This is a genomic window from Kurthia populi (assembly GCF_042686175.1).
In the GTDB taxonomy this organism is placed as follows: Bacteria; Bacillota; Bacilli; order Bacillales_A; family Planococcaceae; genus Kurthia; species Kurthia populi.
Genome location: NZ_JBHUOR010000025.1, coordinates 1 through 23,393 on the forward strand (window position 1 = coordinate 1; position 23,393 = coordinate 23,393).

The 23,393-nt window shown below is 39.8% G+C and carries 24 protein-coding genes, 1 tRNA gene and 1 rRNA gene; 18 read left to right on the plus strand and 8 right to left on the minus strand.

The features are described 5' to 3' along the window. Positions 1-247 precede the first annotated feature (247 nt). The 13 genes from rrf to ACFSY7_RS04885 all read left to right on the plus strand — a co-directional run bounded on the left by rrf (position 248) and on the right by ACFSY7_RS04885 (position 12,290). Positions 248-363: ribosomal RNA gene (rrf, locus tag ACFSY7_RS04825) — 5S ribosomal RNA — on the plus strand. Further along, positions 364-436, plus strand: a tRNA-Lys gene (locus tag ACFSY7_RS04830). It abuts the rRNA gene before it with no gap. A 352-nt stretch (positions 437-788) separates the two neighbouring features. Then, positions 789-2,036: a dihydrolipoamide acetyltransferase family protein gene (locus tag ACFSY7_RS04835; protein WP_380147052.1), complete on the plus strand. Its 1,248-nt coding sequence runs from the start codon at positions 789-791 to the stop codon at positions 2,034-2,036. A gap of 12 nt (positions 2,037-2,048) precedes the next feature. Beyond that, complete coding sequence (gene pdhA, locus ACFSY7_RS04840) at positions 2,049-3,077, plus strand: pyruvate dehydrogenase (acetyl-transferring) E1 component subunit alpha (RefSeq protein ID WP_126989466.1); 1,029 nt, start codon at positions 2,049-2,051, stop codon at positions 3,075-3,077. After that, positions 3,077-4,054, plus strand: a complete 978-nt coding sequence (locus tag ACFSY7_RS04845) for an alpha-ketoacid dehydrogenase subunit beta (protein WP_126989467.1) — start codon at positions 3,077-3,079, stop codon at positions 4,052-4,054. The genes pdhA and ACFSY7_RS04845 overlap by 1 nt, the downstream gene beginning before the upstream one ends. Positions 4,055-4,626: 572 nt before the next feature. Then, on the plus strand, positions 4,627-5,382 hold the full coding sequence (gene speD / locus ACFSY7_RS04850) for an adenosylmethionine decarboxylase (protein WP_139991866.1): 756 nt from the start codon (positions 4,627-4,629) through the stop codon (positions 5,380-5,382). A 6-nt stretch (positions 5,383-5,388) separates the two neighbouring features. Continuing rightward, positions 5,389-6,852, plus strand: a complete 1,464-nt coding sequence (locus tag ACFSY7_RS04855; RefSeq protein WP_380147053.1) for an aminotransferase class I/II-fold pyridoxal phosphate-dependent enzyme — start codon at positions 5,389-5,391, stop codon at positions 6,850-6,852. Then, a complete protein-coding gene (gene speE / locus ACFSY7_RS04860; protein WP_126989470.1) occupies positions 6,853-7,707 on the plus strand; it encodes a polyamine aminopropyltransferase in 855 nt (284 codons plus the stop codon). Then, positions 7,694-8,551, plus strand: a complete 858-nt coding sequence (gene speB, locus ACFSY7_RS04865) for an agmatinase (RefSeq protein ID WP_380147054.1) — start codon at positions 7,694-7,696, stop codon at positions 8,549-8,551. The genes speE and speB overlap by 14 nt, the downstream gene beginning before the upstream one ends. Positions 8,552-8,569: 18 nt before the next feature. Beyond that, positions 8,570-9,769, plus strand: coding sequence for a saccharopine dehydrogenase family protein (locus tag ACFSY7_RS04870; RefSeq protein WP_126989472.1), 1,200 nt, complete (start codon positions 8,570-8,572; stop codon positions 9,767-9,769). 1 nt (position 9,770) lies between these two features. Continuing rightward, positions 9,771-10,898 carry a carboxynorspermidine decarboxylase gene (gene nspC, locus ACFSY7_RS04875; RefSeq protein WP_380147055.1) on the plus strand — a complete coding sequence of 376 codons (1,128 nt, stop codon included), beginning with the start codon at positions 9,771-9,773 and terminating at the stop codon, positions 10,896-10,898. 146 nt (positions 10,899-11,044) lie between these two features. Then, a complete protein-coding gene (locus ACFSY7_RS04880) occupies positions 11,045-11,740 on the plus strand; it encodes a YjjG family noncanonical pyrimidine nucleotidase (protein ID WP_126989474.1) in 696 nt (231 codons plus the stop codon). 103 nt (positions 11,741-11,843) lie between these two features. Further along, positions 11,844-12,290, plus strand: coding sequence for a hypothetical protein (locus ACFSY7_RS04885; RefSeq protein ID WP_380147056.1), 447 nt, complete (start codon positions 11,844-11,846; stop codon positions 12,288-12,290). Positions 12,291-12,350: 60 nt separating this feature from the next. Here ACFSY7_RS04885 and ACFSY7_RS04890 read toward each other — a convergent pair whose 3' ends face one another. Further along, positions 12,351-13,511, minus strand: a complete 1,161-nt coding sequence (locus ACFSY7_RS04890; protein ID WP_380147057.1) for a cation:proton antiporter — start codon at positions 13,509-13,511, stop codon at positions 12,351-12,353. A 580-nt stretch (positions 13,512-14,091) separates the two neighbouring features. Here ACFSY7_RS04890 and ACFSY7_RS04895 point away from each other — a divergent pair. Continuing rightward, positions 14,092-14,487 carry a hypothetical protein gene (locus ACFSY7_RS04895; RefSeq protein WP_126989477.1) on the plus strand — a complete coding sequence of 132 codons (396 nt, stop codon included), beginning with the start codon at positions 14,092-14,094 and terminating at the stop codon, positions 14,485-14,487. 113 nt (positions 14,488-14,600) lie between these two features. Here the strand turns inward: ACFSY7_RS04895 and ACFSY7_RS04900 are convergent, their stop codons facing one another. After that, positions 14,601-14,924: an AzlD domain-containing protein gene (locus ACFSY7_RS04900; protein ID WP_380147058.1), complete on the minus strand. Its 324-nt coding sequence runs from the start codon at positions 14,922-14,924 to the stop codon at positions 14,601-14,603. Continuing rightward, on the minus strand, positions 14,921-15,643 hold the full coding sequence (locus ACFSY7_RS04905; RefSeq protein ID WP_380147059.1) for an AzlC family ABC transporter permease: 723 nt from the start codon (positions 15,641-15,643) through the stop codon (positions 14,921-14,923). Before ACFSY7_RS04905 ends, ACFSY7_RS04900 begins: the two co-directional genes overlap by 4 nt. 158 nt (positions 15,644-15,801) lie before the next feature. Between ACFSY7_RS04905 and ACFSY7_RS04910 the strand changes: the two genes are divergently transcribed. Together ACFSY7_RS04910 and ACFSY7_RS04915 are read left to right on the plus strand one after the other, a co-directional pair. Then, entirely contained in the window at positions 15,802-17,016 is a 1,215-nt protein-coding gene (locus ACFSY7_RS04910; protein WP_380147060.1) for a PPC domain-containing protein, read from the plus strand. 58 nt (positions 17,017-17,074) lie between these two features. After that, positions 17,075-17,350 carry a hypothetical protein gene (locus ACFSY7_RS04915; RefSeq protein WP_126989481.1) on the plus strand — a complete coding sequence of 92 codons (276 nt, stop codon included), beginning with the start codon at positions 17,075-17,077 and terminating at the stop codon, positions 17,348-17,350. Between the two features lie 50 nt (positions 17,351-17,400). On the opposite strand, the gene ACFSY7_RS04920 is transcribed toward ACFSY7_RS04915, so the two are convergent. Both ACFSY7_RS04920 and proC read right to left on the minus strand, forming a co-directional pair. After that, positions 17,401-17,619, minus strand: coding sequence for a KTSC domain-containing protein (locus ACFSY7_RS04920; protein WP_380147062.1), 219 nt, complete (start codon positions 17,617-17,619; stop codon positions 17,401-17,403). A gap of 167 nt (positions 17,620-17,786) precedes the next feature. After that, a complete protein-coding gene (gene proC / locus ACFSY7_RS04925) occupies positions 17,787-18,575 on the minus strand; it encodes a pyrroline-5-carboxylate reductase (RefSeq protein WP_380147063.1) in 789 nt (262 codons plus the stop codon). Between the two features lie 249 nt (positions 18,576-18,824). On the opposite strand from proC, the gene cyoE reads away from it, so the two are divergent. After that, positions 18,825-19,748, plus strand: a complete 924-nt coding sequence (cyoE, locus tag ACFSY7_RS04930; protein WP_380147065.1) for a heme o synthase — start codon at positions 18,825-18,827, stop codon at positions 19,746-19,748. 40 nt (positions 19,749-19,788) lie between these two features. Here the strand turns inward: cyoE and ACFSY7_RS04935 are convergent, their stop codons facing one another. Together ACFSY7_RS04935 and ACFSY7_RS04940 are read right to left on the minus strand one after the other, a co-directional pair. Further along, positions 19,789-20,403 (minus strand): DUF4352 domain-containing protein, encoded by a 615-nt coding sequence (locus ACFSY7_RS04935; RefSeq protein WP_380147066.1) that lies wholly within the window; start codon positions 20,401-20,403, stop codon positions 19,789-19,791. A gap of 12 nt (positions 20,404-20,415) precedes the next feature. Next, positions 20,416-21,798 (minus strand): alkaline phosphatase, encoded by a 1,383-nt coding sequence (locus ACFSY7_RS04940; protein WP_126989485.1) that lies wholly within the window; start codon positions 21,796-21,798, stop codon positions 20,416-20,418. 187 nt (positions 21,799-21,985) lie between these two features. Here ACFSY7_RS04940 and ACFSY7_RS04945 point away from each other — a divergent pair, with 187 nt between their 5' ends. Beyond that, a complete protein-coding gene (locus tag ACFSY7_RS04945) occupies positions 21,986-22,330 on the plus strand; it encodes a zinc ribbon domain-containing protein YjdM (protein WP_126989486.1) in 345 nt (114 codons plus the stop codon). Positions 22,331-22,477: 147 nt separating this feature from the next. Here the strand turns inward: ACFSY7_RS04945 and ACFSY7_RS04950 are convergent, their stop codons facing one another. Then, positions 22,478-23,317 (minus strand): cation transporter, encoded by an 840-nt coding sequence (locus ACFSY7_RS04950; protein WP_380147067.1) that lies wholly within the window; start codon positions 23,315-23,317, stop codon positions 22,478-22,480. Between the last annotated feature and the right edge of the window lie 76 nt (positions 23,318-23,393).

Consider the following 23,393-nt stretch of genomic DNA (forward strand, 5'->3'; position numbering starts at 1 on the left):
GGAAGTGCAGCGATGTACGGAGTTGACGAATACTAATAGGTCGAGGACTTAACCAAATATACTTTCATGTCACAGTTTATCCAGTTTTGAAAGAACAATCTTTCACGTACATTTTGTACGAAGGGTTCTACTATACGAGTCAGACGAGGAAGCAATGAGTGAGCACCTCACATACTTAAGTATGTGAGGATACGAATGAAGTGGCTGACAATGTAAGACGACGTAGAGAAGAAGCCGTAACCAAAAGTCTAGTAATGATGGCAAAGAGGTCACACCTGTTCCCATGCCGAACACAGAAGTTAAGCTCTTTAGCGCCGATGGTAGTTGGGGGTTTCCCCCTGCGAGAGTAGGACGTTGCTAGGCGAGTCATTAGCTCAGTTGGTAGAGCATCTGACTTTTAATCAGAGGGTCGCTGGTTCGAATCCTGCATGACTCATATTAAAAAAACACGGCATATAGATAGATTTTTCTATCTATATGCCGTGTTTTTTTCTGTCCTTTTTTATTGAAATCTATTTTTTATACTTAGTATTAGTACCAGGTGACAAATATCACTATTAATAACTTATACAAGCGTTTATACTCAAAAATGTCATCATTGCTAAATTATTATATTTAGAAAGAAATATATAATATATTACTATTTCTGATAGCTATGAAATAAGTAATTATCAGAAAATTACGAATATACTTATATATTGTAAAATAATTCATAATCGAATATGATAATAGTATGAACGATAAAATGACTTTAAACAGCTAAAAATAACATAAACGAGGTGATTTCTGTGGAAAAAGTGTTGTTTACAGATGTTGGTGAAGGGCTACATGAAGCTGAAATTTTGCAGTGGTTTGTTGACGTTGGCGATAGCGTAGAACGTGATGAAGCACTTGTAGAATTACAAACAGATAAGGTGGCAATCGAGGTAACAGCTCCAAAAAAAGGAATCATTATGCAACGCATTGGGGATATTGGCCAACGCATTATTGTTGGTGATACACTCGTAGAAGTAGATACTGGGGAGGCTTCTAGCACGGTGGTTGAGGAACCACAACAAGTAGCAGCACCTGAACAAGCTATCGAATCTGTTGCGACAACCGAAAAGAAAGCTACTCTAGATGAGAAAGGGCCAAAACGTATTAAGGCAGCGCCAAGCGTACGTAAATTGGCACGTGAACTAGGGATAGATATTCAAACGGTACAGGCCTCTGCAGCACATGGGCGTATAACGAAAGAGGATATTCGAAATGCTACTTCAGGAAGTTCAGCAGAAGTATCACAAGCTGATCCAACAAAAGAAGCTGCAAAAGTATCGGTACATCGTGTAGCACCTATTATGGGTGAAAAACGTCGTGAAAAAATTTCTGGTGTACGTAAGCAAATGTATCAAAACATTGCGTATTCACTAGCGAATATCCCACATACGACAGCGATGTACGACATGCAAGTTGATGAACTGAATCGTGTGCGTAAAGACTTGAAAGCGTTTACAGAACAGCCATTAACCTACTTACCATTCTTTATTAAAATTATTACGTATGTGCTACAAGAAAATCCGATTTTTAATGCGAGTATTGATGAAGAAAAAGAAGAAATTATTTATCATGAAAATGTAAATATTGGGATTGCGATGGCAACAAAGCAAGGTCTTGTCGTACCAGTTATTCATAATGTAGAAACATTATCGCTAGAAGAAATTGCCGCACAGCTTCAAGATTTAACAGAGCGTGGGCGTAATAATAAATTATCACTACATGAATTAAAAGGTGCTACATTCACTATCTCAAGTACGGGTATGCGCGGAGGTGTTTATGCAACACCTGTTATGACAGCACCTCAAGTAGCAATTTTAGGGCTACATGCAATGGTGGAAAAACCAGTTATTTTACCAGACCGCACAATTGGTATCGGTACGGTAATGGGGTCAAGTCTATCATTTGATCATCGTATTATTGATGGGGAAGCAGTCGGCTACTTTATGGAAGCATTTAAGAACTATGTAGAAAATCCAAAACGCTTGTTATTAAAAGCATAGGAGGTGCTTTAGATGGAAATGACAAAATGGTTAGATGAGCAAGGGAACTTAATTGGCGATGTAGCGGTGCCATCAGATGATGTATTAAAGACGATGTACGCAGAAATGAAACGTGGCCGTATGATTGATACAAAAATGTTTAAAATGCAGCGTCAAGGGCGTATGGCACTTGTGGCGCCAGTGAGTGGTCAAGAAGCGATTCAGGTAGCGAGTGCGCTTGTATTAAATAAAGAGGACTGGATAGCGCCAAGTTACCGTGATTCGGTTGCGACGATGCTTCATGGTATGCCGCTTGAAAATATTATTCGTTATTTCAAAGGGTATAGTGACGGCGGTGGTGCTCCTGAAGGTGTCAATGTCTTGCCAGTACAAATCATTATTGCAGCACAAATGCTTCATGCGACAGGTGTGGCATTTGCATCGAAAATTAAAGGCGAGCAGGCACGTACGGTGACGTTTTTCGGCGATGGTGCAACGAGTCAGGGAGATTTCCACGAGGCGCTAAACTTTGCAGCCGTTTATAAGCTACCTGTGATTTTTGTATGTCAAAACAATCAATATGCCATCAGTACGCCAGTTAGTAAACAAATGAACACAGAAACAATTGTGGAGCGTGCAAAGGCATATAATATGGCCTATGAATATGTAGATGGCAATGATATATTAGCTTGCTATGATGTAATGAAACGTGCCTATGACAAAGCACAGGATGGGCCTGTATTTGTCGAGGCTGTGACGTATCGTTTAGGACCACATACAACGTCAGATGACCCGAAAAAATACCGTGAACAGACGGAAGAACAGCAGTGGCAACAAAAGGACCCACTTGTACGTATGCGTGCTTTTTTAGAAGCGAGAGGCCTATGGGACGCGGCATTTGAACGTGCTATAGAAGACCGTGCATCGGAGGAAATCGAGGAAGCTGTGGCGAAAATTGAAGAAACCCCGCCACCGACATTAGCGGATATGCTAGAGAAAGTTTACGAAACACCTCCAACGCTTATTCAAGAGCAAATCGATGGTTTAAGGGGGAATGAATAATGAGCGAAAAAACGATTGTACAGGCGATTAATGAGGCATTATTTCATGCGATGGAGCATGAGGATGTTGTGTTATTAGGCGAAGATGTAGCAACAAACGGCGGTGTATTCCGTGTGACGGATGGGCTGAAGGAAAAGTTTGGCCCGATGCGTGTCATTGATACACCACTTGCAGAGTCTGGCATTATCGGTACAGCGGTCGGTATGAGTGTTAACGGTTTACGTCCAATCGCAGAAATTCAATTTTTCGGCTTTATTTATGAAGCAATGGATCAAATGGTTAGCCAGGCTACGCGTATGCGTTACCGCTCAAATGGCCGCTTCCATTCACCGATTGTCGTACGTAGTCCGTATGGTGCAGGCGTTAATACACCGGAGCTTCATGCAGACAGTATTGAAGCGATTTTTAGTCATTCTCCAGGTATGAAAATTGTGATGCCATCGAGTCCATATGACGCAAAAGGCTTACTTCTTGCAGCAATTGAGGACCCCGATCCGGTACTGTTTTTAGAGCCGATGAGCATTTATCGTTCGGTACGTGAAGAGGTACCAGATGAAGCGTATACGGTACCGATTGGTGAGGCAAAAATCGTCCAAGAAGGAACGGATGCAACGATTGTGACATGGGGACCGCCTGTTGTATGGTTACAGCAAGTTGTAGAAGACTATGCAAAACAAGGGGTATCGATCGAGCTAATTGACCTGCGTACAGTGGCGCCGCTAGATATTCATACAATTGTAGCCTCAGTTGAAAAAACCGAACGATTATGTATTGTACATGAAGCAGTTAAAACAAATGGTATCGGTGCAGAAATTGCTGCGCTTGTTTCAGAACGTGCTATTTTCTCGCTTGTTGGGCCGATTAAACGTGTGACAGGGTTTGATTCACCTTACCCGGCAGGCACCATTGAACGAGACTGGATGCCAAATCCAAGCCGCGTAAAAATCGCCATTGATGAATTACTAACATACGAATAAAAATTAAAAAGTCGCATAAAATGTTCGATAAATGCGACTTTTTTTCTGTTGTCTAATTTACAGTATTTATGCGTTTTCTTTAGTTATAAAATAAAAAAATTCTTGAAAATTTTCTAAAAATTTATTGACATTAAAACATGGTGTTGTTACGATAAATGCGTTGTTCAACAGGGAAGTCGTTTTCGAGTGAGTCTTTCCGAGCAATGATTATTTGACCACTCCTTTAAGGAGTTAAGGCCATACGGACAGCCGGGTCGACTGCCGCTTGGTGGAGCCATTCCACCTATTGATTGAGTTAAAAGCTCAAGTTTTATAAGTTGGTTACTTTACAACCAGTGTTTAAATGCACATCAACTTGTGAAATTGGTCAATATGAGTAGTAAAAGTAATTATTTGCTATATAGACTCTAAAAAGCCATGATAGGATTAACTTCGAAACCGATACGGGAATTTAGGCGATTTTTTCTGTTTTTCTGAACTTGTCTATTTTTTTACGAATTCGTATGTATATATCCAAGAGCAAGTGATGCCAAAGTGCATTGCTTGCTCTTTTTTTGTTGGAGGTGTGGAAAATGGAACGATTAAAGCTGTATGGATTTAATAATTTAACAAAGGCACTGAGCTTCAATATTTATGATGTGTGTTATGCGGAGACGTCTGCAGAGCAACAAGCCTATATAGACTATATTGATGAGCAATACAATGCAGACCGCCTAACGGATATTTTATTGCATGTGACGGAAATGATTGGTGCGCATGTGTTAAATGTCTCAAAGCAAGATTATGATCCGCAAGGCGCGAGCGTGACGTGTTTAATTGCTGAGCAACAACTAGCGCGCTATGGTAGTGATACACTCGTTGCTCATTTAGATAAAAGTCATGTGACGGTGCATACATATCCGGAATTTCACCCAGAAAACCATTTAGCGACGTTCCGTGTAGACATTGATGTCGCAACTTGTGGTGAGATTACACCGCTATCGACACTCGACTATTTAATTTCATCATTCGATTCAGATGTCATCACAATGGATTACCGCGTACGAGGATTCACGCGTGATATTCATGGCAATAAAGTGTATCTTGACCATCCAGTTCACTCGATTCAAGACTATATTGCGTCTCCTACACTTGCTAAATACGACGTTGACGATATGAATGTCCCACATGCCAATCTGTTTCACACGCGAATGCGTTTAAAAGATTTACCACTCGAAAATTATGTATTTGATATGGATTTAGCTGACGTGTCGTCGCTTAAAAAAGAGCAGATGCTTGCGGCGCTTCACGTCGAAATGGAAGAAATTTTTCACGGAACGGGAGTGTAACGATTCATGCAGCAACTTGCAACAACGCAGCAAAAGGCACCGCTTTATGAAGCACTGATGCACTTTAAAAAACAACGCATCGTACCGTTTGATGTACCAGGTCACAAACGAGGTCGTGGTAACCCAGAACTTGCTGCTTTTCTAGGCGAAGATGCATTGGCCGTCGATGTTAACTCGATGAAACCACTCGATAATTTATGCCATCCTGTATCCGTCATTAAGGAAGCAGAAGAAGTCGCTGCACAAGCTTTTGGTGCAAACGAAGCCTTTTTTATGGTCGGTGGAACGACATCGGCTGTACAGGCAATGGTCTTTAGCACGACGAAGCAGGGCGATGAAATTATTCTACCGCGCAATGTTCATCGTAGCGTACTCAATGCGCTCGTGTTAAATGGCGCGATTCCGGTATATGTCAATCCAGAGGCGAATGATGAACTTGGGATTGCACTCGGCATGTCGATTACCCAAGTACAGCGTGCCATTGAAGAGCATCCAAATGCGAAGGCCGTATTTGTGAATAACCCAACGTATTACGGGATTTGCTCAGATTTAAAAGGTATTGTTGATGTGGCACATAAAGCAGGTATGAAAGTACTTGCGGATGAGGCACATGGTACGCATTTTTATTTTGGTAAAGATATGCCGATTTCGGCAATGGCCGCTGGAGCTGATATGGCCGCAGTGAGCATGCATAAATCAGGCGGCAGCCTAACACAAAGCTCCTTTTTATTAATGGGGCCTGGCATGAACGCCGATTATGTACGTCAAGTAGTGAATTTAACGCAGACGACAAGTGCATCGTATTTATTAATGGCGAGTCTGGATTTATCACGTCGCAATTTAGCGTTAAATGGTCATGACATTTTCCAACAAGTCGTCGATTATACGAATTATGTGCGCGACGAATTGCATGCCATTGGTGGTTATTATGTGTTCGGTAACGATTTGATTAACGGCGATAGTGTCTATGATTTAGACCCAACTAAACTTTCTATTCATACTTTAAACGTAGGTTTAGCGGGAATTGAAGTGTACGATATTTTACGGGATGATTACGATATTCAAATTGAATTTGGAGATCTTGGAAATATTTTGGCATACATTTCCGTTGGCGACCGCGAGCGTGATATCGAGCGCTTAGTCGGAGCATTAGCCGATATTAAACGTCGCTTTGAACGTTCGAAAAAAGGCATGCTGACGCAGGAATATCTTGAGCCAATTGTTGCCATTTCACCGCAACAAGCCTTTTATGCACAAAAAGAGCTGTTGCCACTTCATGAGGCAATTGGCCGTATATGTGGTGAATTTGTTATGTGCTATCCACCGGGTATTCCGATTTTAGGACCAGGGGAAGTCGTGACTGAGGCCGTTGTGACGTATATTGCCTATGCGAAGGAAAAGGGCTGTCAGTTAACTGGCACAGAGGATTTACAAGTAGAAAAATTAAATGTCGTCAAGGAGGGTGTTTAGATGGAGCTATGGTATAGCGAGCCACATACGAAAGATGTCAAATTTTCGATTAAAGTGAATAAACAACTCTATAGCGCACAAAGTGAATTTCAACGCATTGACGTATTTGAATCAGCGGAGTTTGGCCGTTTTTTAACGCTTGATGGCTATATGATGCTGACGGAAAAAGATGAATTTATTTACCATGAAATGCTTGTACATGTACCAATGTCTGTGCATCCAAAAGCAGAAAATATTTTAGTTATTGGTGCAGGAGATGGCGGTATTTTACGCGAGCTAGCACAGTACCCATCGGTTCAAACGATTGATCTTGTAGAAATTGATGAGCAGGTTATTGACGTGTGTAAAAAGTATTTACCACAAACAGCATGTGGTTTTGACGACCCACGTGTAACGGTGCATATTGCAGATGGCTTAAAATATGTACGCCATGCTGAAAATCAATATGATGTCATTATCGTCGATTCAACAGATCCCTTTGGACCAGGTGAAGGGCTCTTTACGAAAGAATTTTACGGCAACTGCTATAACGCGCTGAAATCAGATGGTATTATGGTCAACCAGCATGAAAGTCCATTTTACGAAGAGGATCGTTTAGCGATGCAGCGTGCACATAAGCGCATCGTGGAAAGCTTTCCGATTAGTCGCGTTTATCAGGCGCATATTCCGACGTACCCATCAGGTCATTGGCTTTTTGGTTTTGCGTCAAAACAGTATCACCCAATTGAGCACCAGCAGGCGGAGCGCTTTAAAAAATTGAATATTCCGACGAAATATTATAATCATCAGTTACATATCGGAGCGTTTTGCCTACCAAACTATGTAGAGGAGCTATTAGCAGATGTTGAAGACTAATATTCAAACATTTATCGGCTGTGAAGCGGATTACCGCGACGCAACGCATGTATTATACGGCGTGCCATTTGATGGGACGACGAGCTATCGTCCGGGGACACGTTTTGGTCCATCGGCCGTACGCGCAGAATCATTTGGTTTAGAAACGTATAGCCCGTACCAAGATAAGGATTTAACGGATTATACAGTGTTTGATAGTGGCGATTTAGAGCTACCATTTGGTAACCCAGTGCGTGTGTTAGAGGCGATTGAAGCACGTGCAACAACGATTTTAGACGATGGGAAATTTCCATTTATGGTTGGCGGTGAGCATTTAGTGACCCTTGGAGCCGTACGTGCAGCGTTTAAAAAACATCCAGATTTACATATGATTCATTTCGATGCGCATACGGATTTACGGGATGATTATTTAGGCGAAAAATTATCACATGCGACCGTATTACGTCGCTGCCATGATTTACTAGGCGACCAAAAAATTTATCATTTTGGTATTCGCTCAGGCGACCGTCCAGAATTTAAATGGGCAGACGAGGGCCATACAACGCTTCAAAAATTTAATTTCGATGGTTTAGCACAAGCACTACAAGCCATTGGTGATAAGCCAGTCTATTTCACGATTGATTTAGATGTCCTCGACCCGTCAGAGTTTCCGGGAACGGGGACACCAGAAGCGGGTGGTGTAACATTTACAGCACTTATTGACGCATTGATTGCTGTTAGTAAACAGGCCAATGTTGTCGCTTGTGATGTCAATGAGCTCGCACCAATTTATGATCCATCCGGCCGTTCAACGGCACTTGCAGGAAAAGTTATTCGCGAATTTTTAATCGCACTTCAAAAATAGAAAAGGGGTTATGTAAAAATGGGTAAAGCATTAATTATCGGCTGTGGCGGTGTCGCATCAGTCGCAATTCATAAATGTGTACAAAATAGCGAGGTATTTGAGGAGATTTGTATCGCCAGTCGTACAAAATCAAAATGTGATGCCTTAAAGGAAAAATTAGATGGCCAAGGAACGATTATTACAACGGCACAAGTAGACGCGGATAATGTAGAAGAATTAATCGCTTTAATTAATGAAGTGAAGCCAGATATCGTCATGAACCTAGCACTTCCATATCAAGATTTAACGATTATGGATGCATGTTTAGCGACGAAAACGCATTATATGGATACAGCCAATTATGAGCCTGAAGATACAGCAAAATTTGAATATAAATGGCAATGGGAATACCGCGAACGTTTTGAAGAAGCGGGCATTACGGCATTACTTGGTTCGGGTTTTGACCCAGGTGTGACCGGTGTATTCTCAGCACATGCATTAAAACATCATTTCGATGAAATTAATTACATCGATATTTTAGATTGTAATGCTGGCGACCACGGCTATCCATTCGCTACCAATTTTAACCCAGAGATTAATATTCGCGAAGTAACGGCAAATGGCTCGTATTGGGAAAATGGTGACTGGGTAGAAACAGCGCCAATGGAAATCAAACGTGTGTACAACTTCCCAGAAGTCGGCGAAAAGGATATGTATTTACTACATCATGAAGAGTTAGAATCGCTTGCATTAAATATTCCGGGTATTAAACGTATTCGCTTCTTCATGACATTCGGTGAATCGTATTTACGCCACTTACAATGTTTAGAAAACGTTGGTATGACAGCGATTGAGCCTATTATGTATGAAGGAAAAGAAATCATTCCGCTCCAATTTTTAAAAGCCGTACTACCAGATCCAGCATCTCTTGGTCCACGTACAAAAGGGAAAACAAATATCGGCTGTATTTTCCGCGGTAAAAAAGATGGCCAAGATAAAACATATTATGTTTATAATGTGTGTGACCACGAGGCATGTTACGCGGAGGTTGGCTCACAAGCAGTATCTTATACGACAGGTGTACCAGCCATGATTGGCGCAGCACTTGTGATGAATGGTACATGGCAAAAACCAGGTGTCTACAATATCGAGGAGTTTGACCCAGATCCATTCATGGAAGGCTTAAATAAATGGGGCCTACCATGGCAAGAAAGCTTAACGCCGGAGCTTGTTGATTAGCATGAAGATGACAGATATTGCGACGCCTGCCTATGTGGTAGACGAAACATTAATTGAGCGGAATCTGCGCATTTTAAAGGAAGTCATCGACGAAACAGGCTGTCATATTTTATTAGCGCAAAAGGCATTTAGCATGTATAGCTTGTATCCGTTAATCGGGGAATATTTACATGGGACAACGGCAAGCGGTTTATATGAAGCAAAGCTTGGCTATGAGGAAATGGGCAAGGAAAATCATATTTTTTCACCAGCCTATAAAGACAGTGATTTTGCGGAAATCGTATCGATTTGCGATCATATTGTCTTTAACTCATTTTCACAGTTAGCACGCTTTGGCGAGCAAGTAGTAGCTGCAGGGAAAAGCATTGGGCTGCGTATTAATCCAGAGCACTCCACACAAGTAGGACATGAAATTTATGACCCTTGTGCGAAAGGTTGTCGTTTTGGCATTACCGCACAGCATTTTGACCGTGAGGCACTTGCGAATGTTTCGGGGCTGCATTTTCATACATTATGCGAGCAAGATAGTGATGACCTGTGGACAACGATTTTAGCAGTAGAGGAGCGCTTTGGTGATGTGCTGTATGACATGGAATGGCTGAATTTTGGCGGAGGTCATCATATTACAAAACCGGGCTATAATCTAGCGTTACTAAAAAAATGCATTACGTATATGAAGCAAAAGTATAATTTACGCATTTACTTAGAGCCAGGTGAGGCTATCGCCTACGAAGCGGGCTATCTTGTAACGACCGTTCTAGATACGACATATAATGACGGAGATATCGCTATTTTGGATACGTCTGCCTCTTGTCATATGCCAGACGTGCTTGAAATGCCGTACCGTCCACCACTTCAAAACAGTGGGGAAGCGGGTGAAAAAGCGCATACGTATCGTCTCGGTGGCCCGACCTGTCTTGCGGGGGATGTCATTGGCAATTATTCATTTGATGCACCGCTTAAACCGGGTGACCGACTTGTTTTTGAAGATATGGCGATTTATTCAATGGTGAAAAATAATACGTTTAATGGGATGGCATTACCGGATTTAGTTATTCAAGATCGCGATGGAAATTGTCATTTACAAAAACGCTTTGGCTATGAAGATTTTAAAGGGCGCCTTTCTTAAAACTTGTCTGAAACACTTCCAAAGAGAATTTCTCTTTGGAAGTGTTTTTCGTTACACTGCGTACAACACAGTCATACAAAATTCCTACATTATTTTACATTGTATGGTAGGATAAGATTTAGTTTAAATGATTTTGGAGGAACAGCATGAAGAAATATACACATTTACTATTTGATGTAGATAATACGATTTTAAATTTTGACGCAGCGGAGGAAGTCGCGCTCGCTAAAATTTTATCCAAGTATGGTCCGACACTTGACCAAGAAAGTCTCCATGCGACGTATCAAAAAATCAATCGCAGTATGTGGCACGCGTTTGAACGTGGGGAGATGACACGCGAATATTTACTTGATACACGCTTTTTTGAAACCTTTTATATTTATGATATTATGGTGGATGGTGTTGCACTAGCGGCCGAATATCAAGCCTTGTTAGCGGAAGGTCATGAGCAAGTAGAAGGCGCAAAACAAGTGCTTGAAGCATTATGTGATATACCAAAATACGTTGTCACAAATGGTGTTGGCTCAACGCAACATCGCCGTCTAAAAGATTCGGATTTCACGCAGTATTTCGAGGCGATTTATGTTTCAGAGGAGCTTGGCTATCATAAGCCTCAGCGTGAATTTTTCGATATTGTCTTCGCTGAGTCCCCTGAAATTATCCCGGAAACGACATTAATGATTGGCGATTCGTTAACGAGTGATATTCAAGGTGGTATTGTCGCAGGGCTTGATACATGTTGGTTTAATTTCCATCATACAGCAAATGATACCGGCATTGAACCGACCTATACGATTGAGTCCATTGCTGAGGTATTGCATTTATTACCCGAGTTAGTCTAGGCAATAGCGTCTGCAGAAGTGCAGACGTTTTTTTATAGAATAAAAGTTTTTAATAGAATAATGTTGATTTTATGAGAAAAAATAAGACATAATATAGGTGGAGGTGTTAAACGACACTATGGTGATGAAATGGCATTCTGTTGGGGAAGAAATGTTAAAATTGGGGAATTACGAGGATTATTTTTTTCAAAGTGTGACCTTAAAAGATGATGAACAAGCAATTGTCTATGCATCCATTCAAGGACGATTTCTAGTTGACTTTATTGATGCGTTTGTTGACTTATATGAGCAACCAGGTACGAAGGAAATTTATACGTATCGCAATAATACAGTTAAATTGACACGACAAGCGCAACAATTAATTGTAGAATCTGAAAAATGTGGACGATTTGTTTATCCATTTGACGATGGCTTTGAGCAAATTTTTATTGCGTTGAAACGTTATTTAACGAAAATAAAACGAGATAATGCACGCGTTGCTTTAAATGATGAATATCCGCAACTCGCAAGTCGTGTTTATTGGTATGAGCAACTGAATTGTCGTACATAGAAACGAATGAAATATAAAAAACAGGCAGCGCTTTTTAAAAGCAATGCCTGTTTTTTTGTACTATGCTGCTTGTTGTTTTGAAATGAGTACTTTCAACATCGGCGGTGTCACAAGTGTTGAGACGACGATGGCAATCACCATTGGCGTGTAATATTCTTGTGAGAATAAGCCGGCAGCTAAACCAATAGAAGATGTAATCAACGCCACCTCACCACGTGAAATCATCGCAGTCCCAATAATAAGCGAGGAGGACATATTAAATCCAGTAATACGTGCACCAAAGCCGGCGCCAATTACTTTTGTTGCTACAGCCACAATTGATAACACAATGATTAATAAGAGATGCTCTGCTAGGCCATCTAATGACACAGCTAAACCAATGCTTGCGAAGAAGATTGGAATAAAGATGACATTAACAGATGGTAATAATTTACCTTCTAAATTTTCGCGTAATAGGTCATTATTTGCGAGTGCTAGGCCCGCGAAGAATGCGCCGATAATATTACTAATGCCCATAAATTCAGCGAACCATGAATACAGGAAGCATAAAATAACGCCATAGAAAATGGCCATATCCGGAATCGGCATTCGAATGATGATTTTTGTCAGAAGCGGTAATAGCTTGTGCATCGCAATAATGACAACGAAGAAAATTACTTGCTTTAAGACAATAAGTGATAACGGATTGCCACTACCAACGGTCATACTAATCATAATTGCTAAAATAATTAAGCCGATAATATCATCAGCAATCGCTGCGCCGAGGACAGTTGCGCCTTCGCGCGTACTCATATAATGAAGCTCGCGGAAGGTTTGCACTGATATACTAACCGATGTAGCAGTCAGTACAATACCTAAAAAAATCGCGTGCAATGAATCCATACCAAAGCTTACACCGACGATATATCCGCCAATAAACGGTAAAATAACGCCGAATACCGCGACTGTTAATGCCGACTTCATACTACTCGTTAAATCCTTTAAATTCGTTTCAACACCTGCGAAGAACATGAGGAAAATAACACCAATTTCACTTAATAAATGGAGCACATCATGTCCATTTGTATGTACAAGTCCAAATACAGCCGGTCCGATTAAAATACCGGCAATAATTTCGCCTAATACGCTCGGTTGACCAAAGCGTGAGGCGATAGTGCCACATAATTTTGCGGCAACAATAATTATCATGAGTTGAGCTAATAATTCGCCTAACTCTACCATATAAAAAACCTCCAATTAAAATTACTGGAAAATTCAGAAAAATAAATAATGTAAAATCGTGTCGAGTCAATTGATGACCTAGCATGAGTTGTTAGCAATAAAAAGCTCATGCAATTACTATTATATCATAATATAAAGAAGATGACGGACAATTTATGTTGAAATTATTCGTTGAGGAATAATGTATAAAAATTAATTTTTAAAATTAAAAATACATTTTATTCACTATGGGAAATCGGAACCTTTCAACACTTAAATGAGTGAACGTTCGTTAATAAATGAAATATGTCGTATAAATATTTTTAATGTTCGACTATGATCCCGTAGAGAAATGCCTATATCTTTGTTTTTCAGACAGTAATGTGTATAAAAATAGAAAAAAAGATTCTTAATAGATGAAAAAACATAAAAGACATAAAATCTTTAAATTATTCGAATTATTTTATTTTTTTATATACATTGACGTCGTTAAAATGAATTGATATTGTATATTTACAACAATATAATTTCCATATTGGGATTGGAAATATACTGCTATAAAAAAACGAGTGATTCATTTTCACAAAAGGGGAGTTTGCTTATGACAGTAACAATTGAATTAACACAAGCATTACAAATTGAAGCATTACGTAGCAATGGTTTAACGAATGATGAAATTTTATACAAAGTAAAACGTAATCAACTAGAAGCATTCACAAGTAAAGTAGCAAACATGGAGTTTGAGACATTAGTAGAAGCGTACAACGCCAATGCAACAATGTTTGAGCAAGTATTACGTGTAGGATACGAAGCGAAAACGATGACAACAGAAGCTGCCATCGCATTATTAGGTTATTTATTCTCTGCAAAAGAAGGCGATCATTTTGTAGTGGTGAATGATCGTATCCAAATTACACGTCTTTCAGACAAGCAACGCGCACGATTTAATGCAATCTTACCAGCGAGCTGGAAAGAATCATTGTTACAAGCAAACTAGGGGATATGAATTATTTTCACAAAGAATGATTCATAAACGAGTAACGGACAATGTCTAGCACTCACTAAAAAAGAGCTATTGCGTATGTACGCAGTAGCTCTTTTTTTATGTCGTCACGCAAAAAAATAGCGTAATATTGCCATTGTCAGAACACCGACAATAACGGTTTTTGATAAACTTTTTGTCCAAATCGCAACGAATAATGTCGGAAGAAAGGCCGCAAAATTTAACCAATTAATCGATGTCATAGATACACCTTTTGTATAAAGGGAGTCAAATACGAGTGCGCTTAATATACATACCGGAATATACGTTAAAAAGCGCATCATAAATGCAGGAAGCGTTACAGCTTTTACGAGAATAAACGGGATGACGCGCGGTAGCCATGTAACGACTGCACATCCTAAAATAAGCCAAACCATCGTCCAGGTTGTCATTTTTCGGTTAGCACCCCAATCAATGCAACAAGTACTGTACTAATGAGCACCGCTAAATGCCCAGGTAAAAAATTCATTAACACAAACATGGCAATACCCATATAAAGAATTAGTGATAGATAGTGCATTAATTTATTTTTGGGTGTACTTTCTAAATTAAGAATGAGCAGTGCTACAAACATGGCTGTTAATGCAAAATCTAAACCCCAATTTTCAGGGTTAGGAATCCATTTCCCAACAAAGGCTCCGAAGACAGAGGCAATAATCCATGATAAATAGGCAGTTATATTTAAGCCGTCCATCCAGCGCCCCGATAATGTATGCCCCTGTGCAAGCTTTGTCATCGCTACGCCATAAGTTTCATCAGTCAGTAAGGTACCGAAGCCTATATTTCGTGCCAACGATTCTTTTTTGAAGGACGGGGCAACAGAGAGTGCCATTAAAAAATGTCGCAAATTGACGATAAAGGTCGTCAAAATAATGGCAGACACTGGTGTACCTGCTACAAAAAGACCACAAAAAATAAATTGTGCTGCCCCTGCGTAAATAAGCAGTGATAATAAAAAGATTTCAAAGGTGGATAAATGTGATGCGATGCCGACGACACCAAATGCAAAGCCGATACTAATATAGCCTAGTAAGGTTGGAATGCAATCTTTGATGCCGTCTAGAAATGTTTTTTCAGTATGTATACTTTCTGCCAATGAAGACACCTCCATTTAAATAGTACCGAATATTCAGATTTAATGCTATCTATTATTCAATAGGTCTTTTATCGAAACATAAGTAATAATAATTATTTTACAAAAATAAACTGCGAAACGACCCAATTTATTGATATTATTAGTAAATAAAAGAGAATTCAGGGGGATTACGAATGAAAAAAATGACAAAAACAGCGATGGCTACTTTATTTACAGGAGCGATGGCATTAAGTGCTGTGGCAACACCTGCAAGTGCACTTGAAAAACGTGTGATCGATGAAACAACAGCAAAAACAACCACAACATCAATTAACGGGCAATTAGATACCGATTCAATCGATGTTGTTAAAGTAACTGTACCAACTAATGGGGAGTTAAAAGTACATATCGCAGATGCGAAGAATAAAGGTTTATCCGTTATGTTAACAACAAAATTAAATCCATTTTACTCATATGAGTTTACAACACTTGGGGATATTTTTGATTACTTACGTCCTGTTAAACTAACAGATGTAGAATCTGTATTAGAAGAATTACTTGATTCTTCATCAGCAATCAACTACGGTGTGAACGAAAAATTCTTAACAGAAGGTGACGATTCATACGAAAGCTTAACAGGCGAGTATTTACCATTAGAAGAGCCTTCACCAACATTTAAAACCGGTTTAAAAGCAGGCACATACTATTTAGTTGTAACAGGTGGGTCATTAAAAGAGTATAAAGATTCAACGTACCGTCTAACAACAAAATTTGAAGCAAAAAATAAAATTGAGTTAGAAAGCAATAATGATCGTAAATCAGCAACAGCATTACCATTAAATAAAACATTTACGGGCGTTGCCAATGATTTAGACCCAATGGATTACTTTAAAGTAGACGTTGCAGACTCAGGGAACCTTGTGTTAAAAGCGACATCATCAAATCCGAATGCAGATTTAGGCTACACATTATATGATGCCAACCGTAAAGGCGTTAAAAACTTTGAATATGTTGCGAATCGCCAAGCAACTAAATTAACAAGCTCAACCTATGTTAATAAAGGAACATACTATGTACGCGTAGCAGGTTCTGACGAAGAAGTATTTGGTCATTCAAATTATTCATTGAAAGCAAATGTTGTTACTAAATCTGTAAAACGTTCAAATGTTGTCGTGAAAAATGCTGCAAAATCAACAATTACTTTAAAAGCATTACCAGTTGGTGCAACAGTAAATGTCTATAGTGATGCGAAGAAAACGAAAAAAGTAACAAGCTTCAAAGCGACAAGTGCCACAATGACAAAAGCCATTAAATTAAATAAAAAAGGCGGCAACCTATACGTAGCACTTAAAAAATCAACACTTGCAGAAGGTGCTGCCACAAAAGTACCATACAACAAAGCAAAATAGTTTAGTACACATGCTATCGGGTATAGAAAATTAAGACAAAACTAGAGGAGTTGGTAATGTGAGTTTGCTTGATTTGCTCGGACAGGTGCAGGCAATTACCGGAGGGAAATATGGCTTATCTGATTTATTATCAGAGGATTTTATTCGTGAAAAAACCGATTTTGCTTCGATTGAACAGCTGTTGAAAGAATTGCCAATTGATATTAACAATGTTGCCGATGTCCAACGCTTATCGGAAAGCGACTTAAATGTTTTTGTAAAAGAACATTCATCCTATGACACATGGAAAGGTCTTTTGGCAGAAGCAATGCATTTTCTAGATAACCGACAGTAATAAAAAAAGAGGAGTTGCGTCTTTCGCAATTCCTCTTTTTTTCATAAATGCTAACTCAATTTAACATAGCGATAGCGGTTTTTAATTGAACGCGTGAAATACGTGCCGTGCGAATCGGCAGCCATGAAATCATTATAGACAAGTTCAGGCACACCATAGTATTCGAAAACGCCATCTTTATGGAATTCAACACGTAAAATCATCGGGTTTGCTTCATATCCAATAGCGTTAATTTTAGACGACTCTACAGGAATCATATGTGTTTGCATTTAAAAAACTCCTCTCTTTTTTGAAAGCGTTTACATTTTTGTAAGTAAACTATATCGAAAAAGGAAATGAAAGTCAATACAAACTGTTTTTAAGCATCAATTTCCTGTTTTTTGGCATAAAAAAACAGAAATCAATGAAGTGATTTCTGTTTGTAAAAAGCAATTGATTATTCGAATGTACGGTCCTTTTCAATAACCGCATGAACGGACTCATGGACAGCATGCTCAAATGAATGCGCTTTTAATGTCATAACGCCTTCAATCGTCGTACCACCTGGTGAGCACACTTGATCGACTAGCTCAATCGGATGCGTTTGACTCTCTAACACCATTTTGGCACTACCTAATACAGCGTCTGCGGCAATTTGAAGAGCAATTGGTTTTGCCATGCCTTCTTTTACTGCGGCGCGTGCAATAGCATCCATATAAAGGTAATGGAAGGCCGGTGCTGCACCAGCGATAGCAGAAAAAATCGCAAACTGCTCTTCTGGTAAGGCAATCATCGAACCCGTTGCTTCTAATAATGTAACGGCTTGCAGTTGCTGTGCAGTTGTTACGGCATCTGACACGGCATAGCTTGTTGTCGAGTGGCCAACAGCTGCATTAACATTTGGCATGATACGCATGAAGGCGTCGTGTCCAAATAATGCTTGCAATGCGTTAAGATCTTTCCCAGCTGCCATTGAGACAACTAATTGTTCGTTTCGTAAATGCGGGCGAAGCTGTGCGGCAATCTCATGTAATTGCTGTGGTTTGACACCAAGGAATAGAATGTCTGCCTGTGCGGCTTGCTCGATTGTTGTGGCAGCAGTAATGCCTGTTTCAGCGGCAAGTGCCTCTGTTTTTGTCGTTGTGCGGTTATAGCCAATAATAAAGCTTGCATCATCGTGAGCAGCAGCAATGCCACGAACAATGGCCGAAGCCATATTACCAAGGCCGATAAAACTAATCTTCATGAATAGAAAACTCCTTTCGAATGCCTTCAGTATAACGAAAGCACTGTCAGAAATATAGATAGTTGCCTACGATAATAATTAATGAATCGTGTCTTTTATGTGAAATCGTCAAATACAATAGGTAATTGAATTATTTTTTGTTATGATAGACATATTGCAAGAAGGAAGCACGAATAGGATTAGTCGCATTTTAACGCACTAATTTGAAAAGGAATGAAGTACATGCGAAGTCAGCAAAAAACAAAAAATATGGCAAGTCAACATGCCGCACTCGATGTAGAAAATCCGACGATGATGAAAGTTTTAGCACAAACAATTAAAACCGGCATTATTAAATCGAATTTAATTACGATGATTGCGGGTCTTATGCTTGCGATGTACACATACCATGTCAATCCATTTGATGAAAAGCTCGCCATTTTACTCGCGATTGCAGGAACGGCAGCTGTTATTGGTGGAGCGAGCGCGTTTAATAACTGGTATGACCGTGATATTGATGCAAAAATGCGTCGTACGCAAAAACGTCCAACCGTAACAGGTGAAGTTTCACCTGTTATGACGTTAGTGATTAGCTTTACATTATTACTTGCCGGTTTGGGCATGCTTTATATTGCATCTCCAATGGCGGCACTACTTGGCTTTTTAGGCTGGTTTTTCTACGTCGTACCGTATACAATGTGGACAAAGCGTCATACGGTTTATAACACCGAAGTCGGGAGTTTATCAGGCGCGATGCCTCCGTTAATTGGTTGGGGTGTTGTCAGCAATGATATTTTCCATCCGGCGATTATTAGTTTATTTATTATCGAATTAATTTGGCAAATGCCACACTTTTATGCGATTGCTATTCGAAAAATGGAAGATTACCGTGCCGCTGGTATACCGATGCTACCGGTAGCAAAAGGGATGAAGCGCACATATGTGACCACAAATGTGTATTTAGTTATCTTGATCCTTTGCTGTATTCCACTTGGTTCATTAAGTACAGGACTTATGCTCGTAGCGATTATTTTAAGCGCTGTATGGCTTGTATTAAATATTTATGGTTATCATAAAAAAGATCCGAAAAAATGGGCGAATTTATTATTTGTCTATTCATTGCTGCATATGGTGATTTTATTCTCAACAGTCATTCTTTACGCATTGATTGGCTTATATTTAGATTTTAATTAATATATATAAAAGCAGGTAGCTAATCGGCTACCTGCTTTTTTTATGGTTGTAACGTAAATGTTGTTTGTTTTGTGAGCTGTTGTTCATGTTCGTCAAAAACCGCACTCGTTGTAACAGTAAGCGTATCATCACCCGGCTCGGTAATGTAGCCGATATTGCCTTGCTTTTTTTCTGAAGGGGCAAGCGAGCCGCTTACATTATCTAAATAAATATCTCGTTCAAATGATTGTGTGCCTGAAGCGGCTTTTAACGTTGCAACAGGGGAGAAGTGACGTGTTTCTTTGGCGGTATTTTCAATCGTCACATACGCTTTTACAAAATCGAATGTTTCCTCATGTGTGAGCTGATGGAAATAATCAACCATACTATAGTCTGGCTCTAAATGGATACGCTTCACATCATGAATTGTTAAATGAATATCGCCAACGACAATCGTTTGCGGCTCAAAGTTTGCCTCCTTTAAGGTCATAAAGCCCTTTTCTGCTTGAATCGTATCGTTTTCCTTTAACAGGGTACGGTCATCTGGAATTTGTGCATTACCGTTATAGCCTGTTGCATAATCGGTTCGTGGTAGATGGTCATCTGCCGTCGCCTTCTGTTGACATCCCGCTAACAGGACGACGAGCAAGATACCAATGAAAAAGCGAATCGGCATCCTCTAGCTCCCTTAGTTCATTTTTTTATCGTTGATTTTTGTTTTCTTTTTTGTGTTTTGTTCGAGTAATTCAAATACGAGCTTGGCTTGGTCGGTATTATCGATTTGACCAGCAAATTTTTCTGCCTGTGGCCCATACGCATAAACATTAACATCTTCGCCTGTATGACCACCTGTCGTCCAGCCGGTGTTTGAACGGCTATCTGCAATTTTTTCGATGGCATTATCGATATCGGTTACTTTTTTCGTTGTCGCGGCTTCTTTCACTTGGTCGATTTCAGCTGTCGTTAAATCAAGCTTGATATATTGTTTAAGTGTTTGTTCCACGTCCGCACCACCTGCGATTTGTGCAGCTAGATAATCAGGCGTTTTTGAGAAAGCTTGCAGTGCTTCGGGATTCCAGTTGTAGTCCCCGTTAGCAGCAACTGAGAAGCCACCTGTTGAGTGGTCAGCAGTCGCAATAACAAGTGTGTTTTTATCTTTTTTTGCATAGTCGACAGCTTTTTGGAATGCAGCATCAAAGTCCTTCATTTCACTCATTGCGGCGACAATATCATTATCATGACCTGCCCAGTCGATTTGACTGCCTTCAATCATTAGGAAGAAGCCATCATCGTCTTTTTTCAATTGCTTTAATGCCGCCGTGGTCATATCGCGTAGAGAGGGGGTGGTGCTCTTACGATCGATCATTTTATCAAGACCGCCATCTGCGAAAAGACCGATAAGCTGGTCCTCTTTATTTTTTGCTAAAGCTTTTTTATCTGTTACATAATGGAAGCCGGCTTTTTCAAATTCCTTTGTTAGGTCGCGGTCTTGTCGCACGAAATTTGATTTACCACCACCAAGCAATACATCGATTTTATGCTTTTTACCAACTAATTCATCAAAATAATCATCTGCAATGGCATCCATATTTTTACGGGACTCATCATGTGAGCCAAATGCCGCCGGTGTCGCATGGGTAATCTCTGATGTAGCAACAAGACCCGTTGCTTTTCCTAATTCCTTTGCGCGCTCTAACACCGTTTTTACAGGTTGTTTATCGTTGTCGACGGCGATGGCATTATTATAGGTTTTAATGCCCGCAGACATTGCCGTAGCGGCAGAAGCAGAGTCCGTTACATTTTGTGCGGGATCTTCAGGATAGGTCATTTGCTGACCGACTAAGTATTGATCTAGTTTGGTTTGTTTCACGAATTGCTGCTGTGGTGCGTTTTGCATATAACGATACGCAGAAGTATAGGAATTTCCCATGCCATCACCGATTAAAAAAATAATATTTTTCGGTGAGTCCTTCTTTTTGGATGCTGCCTCGGCGTTTGTAGCACCAAAGGCACTTAACGCAAGCGCAGAGCTTGCTAAAACTGCAGCGAATTTCTTAGACCAAATTTTCATGTAACTTCCTCCTTAAATGGTATAACTTTACTGTAACGAAGAAATGTAAGGAGAGCTTTAACGCAGCGTAAAGAAATGTAAAATTCGTGAACAGGATGCGAGGAAATTTCATTGAAATGAAAGAAAAGGTTGTTCGACCATAGAGAGCTATGGCATGATGGAGAAATGTAGGAAGGGAGAGATAAAAATGGAGAACATTCCAAACTGTCCGAAGTGCAATTCGGCCTATACGTATCATGATGGCTCAGCGTTCATTTGCCCAGAGTGTGGCAATGAATGGACGGCATTTGAGCAACAACAAGCAGAGGAAGCGGCGCTTATTCGCGATAGCGTCGGCAATATTTTAAATCCAGGTGATAGTGTCACAATTATTAAAGATTTAAAAGTGAAAGGTGCCACATCTGACTTGAAAGCTGGTACAAAAGTGAAAAATATCAAATTTTGTGGCGATGTTGACGGGCATGATTTAGAAGCGAAAGTAGAAGGTTTTGGCTCTTTATATATTCGTTCACAATATGTGAAAAAAGTCTAATGACAAAATAGGCTTTAACATACGTGTAAAAACAACCGCTCCTATGAGCATAAAAAAACCGGAATTGCGCTGTGGCGCGGTTCCGGTTTTTCGTTGCGAATGCTAAAAAAGGAAAATAAAATGTTTTGTACTAACCTTTTTTTATAATCAGGTGACTGGGGTAAGTTGTTTTGACGATGTGTCTACAATAAAACGAATGGCGGTTCTTGTAATCGCGTATTGCTGCTTTAAGAGCGTCAGCACTTCTTGTTCAACGGTTTGAATTGGTGCATCAGCTGTAATATATAGCTGACAACTAAACGTCATTTCTTCGCCAACAACCGTCCATAATTGTAAATTTGCAATGTCTGTAACAGCATCTAAACGATACAAACTTCCTTGAATAGCGGCAAGTTGACGTTGTTCGGAGGTGCCTTCTGTCATTAAAATGAGCGAGCGTTTTAAAATGTGATATGCTTGGTTAAATAGGGTAAGTGCAAGCATAAACGCCAATACTTCATCAATAGTAGATACTTGCCATCTAATTAACAGGAAAGATACTAAAATGACAAGCAATGCATTTAAGCCGTCTGCACGCAGTAAATAACGTGTAAATGCTTTTGAACTCGTTTCGTATGATGACAGTAGCAAATAACAACAGAGGTTACTAATTAAAATAAGCACGGCGATTTGTAAAATCGGCTCAATAGCAACTACTATAGGCTCAGGCTCCATAAGGCGTAGCATACTCATAACTAATAAGAAGCAAGCCATAAGCGAAAAAACAAGCCCACAGCATAAAATTAAAAAGCGTTCAATCAACCACATATGGTACATCTGACGAGATTTTGCTTTTTTTGCGATATAGTTCTGGTTTACAATATAGAAAAGGAGCAATGAAATCGTCATCAGCAGATGACTTAATGCGCAAAAAAGCGCTAAACTTTTTGTCTCAAAGTCGATTGTCATAGTAATTACATACGAAATAATTAATAAAAAACAAGCCATTGCTGTTTTTGTCGTCTACCATTTTGATGTGTTGGACAACATTGTAATGATAATAACCCCCTAGCATTACTCTAGT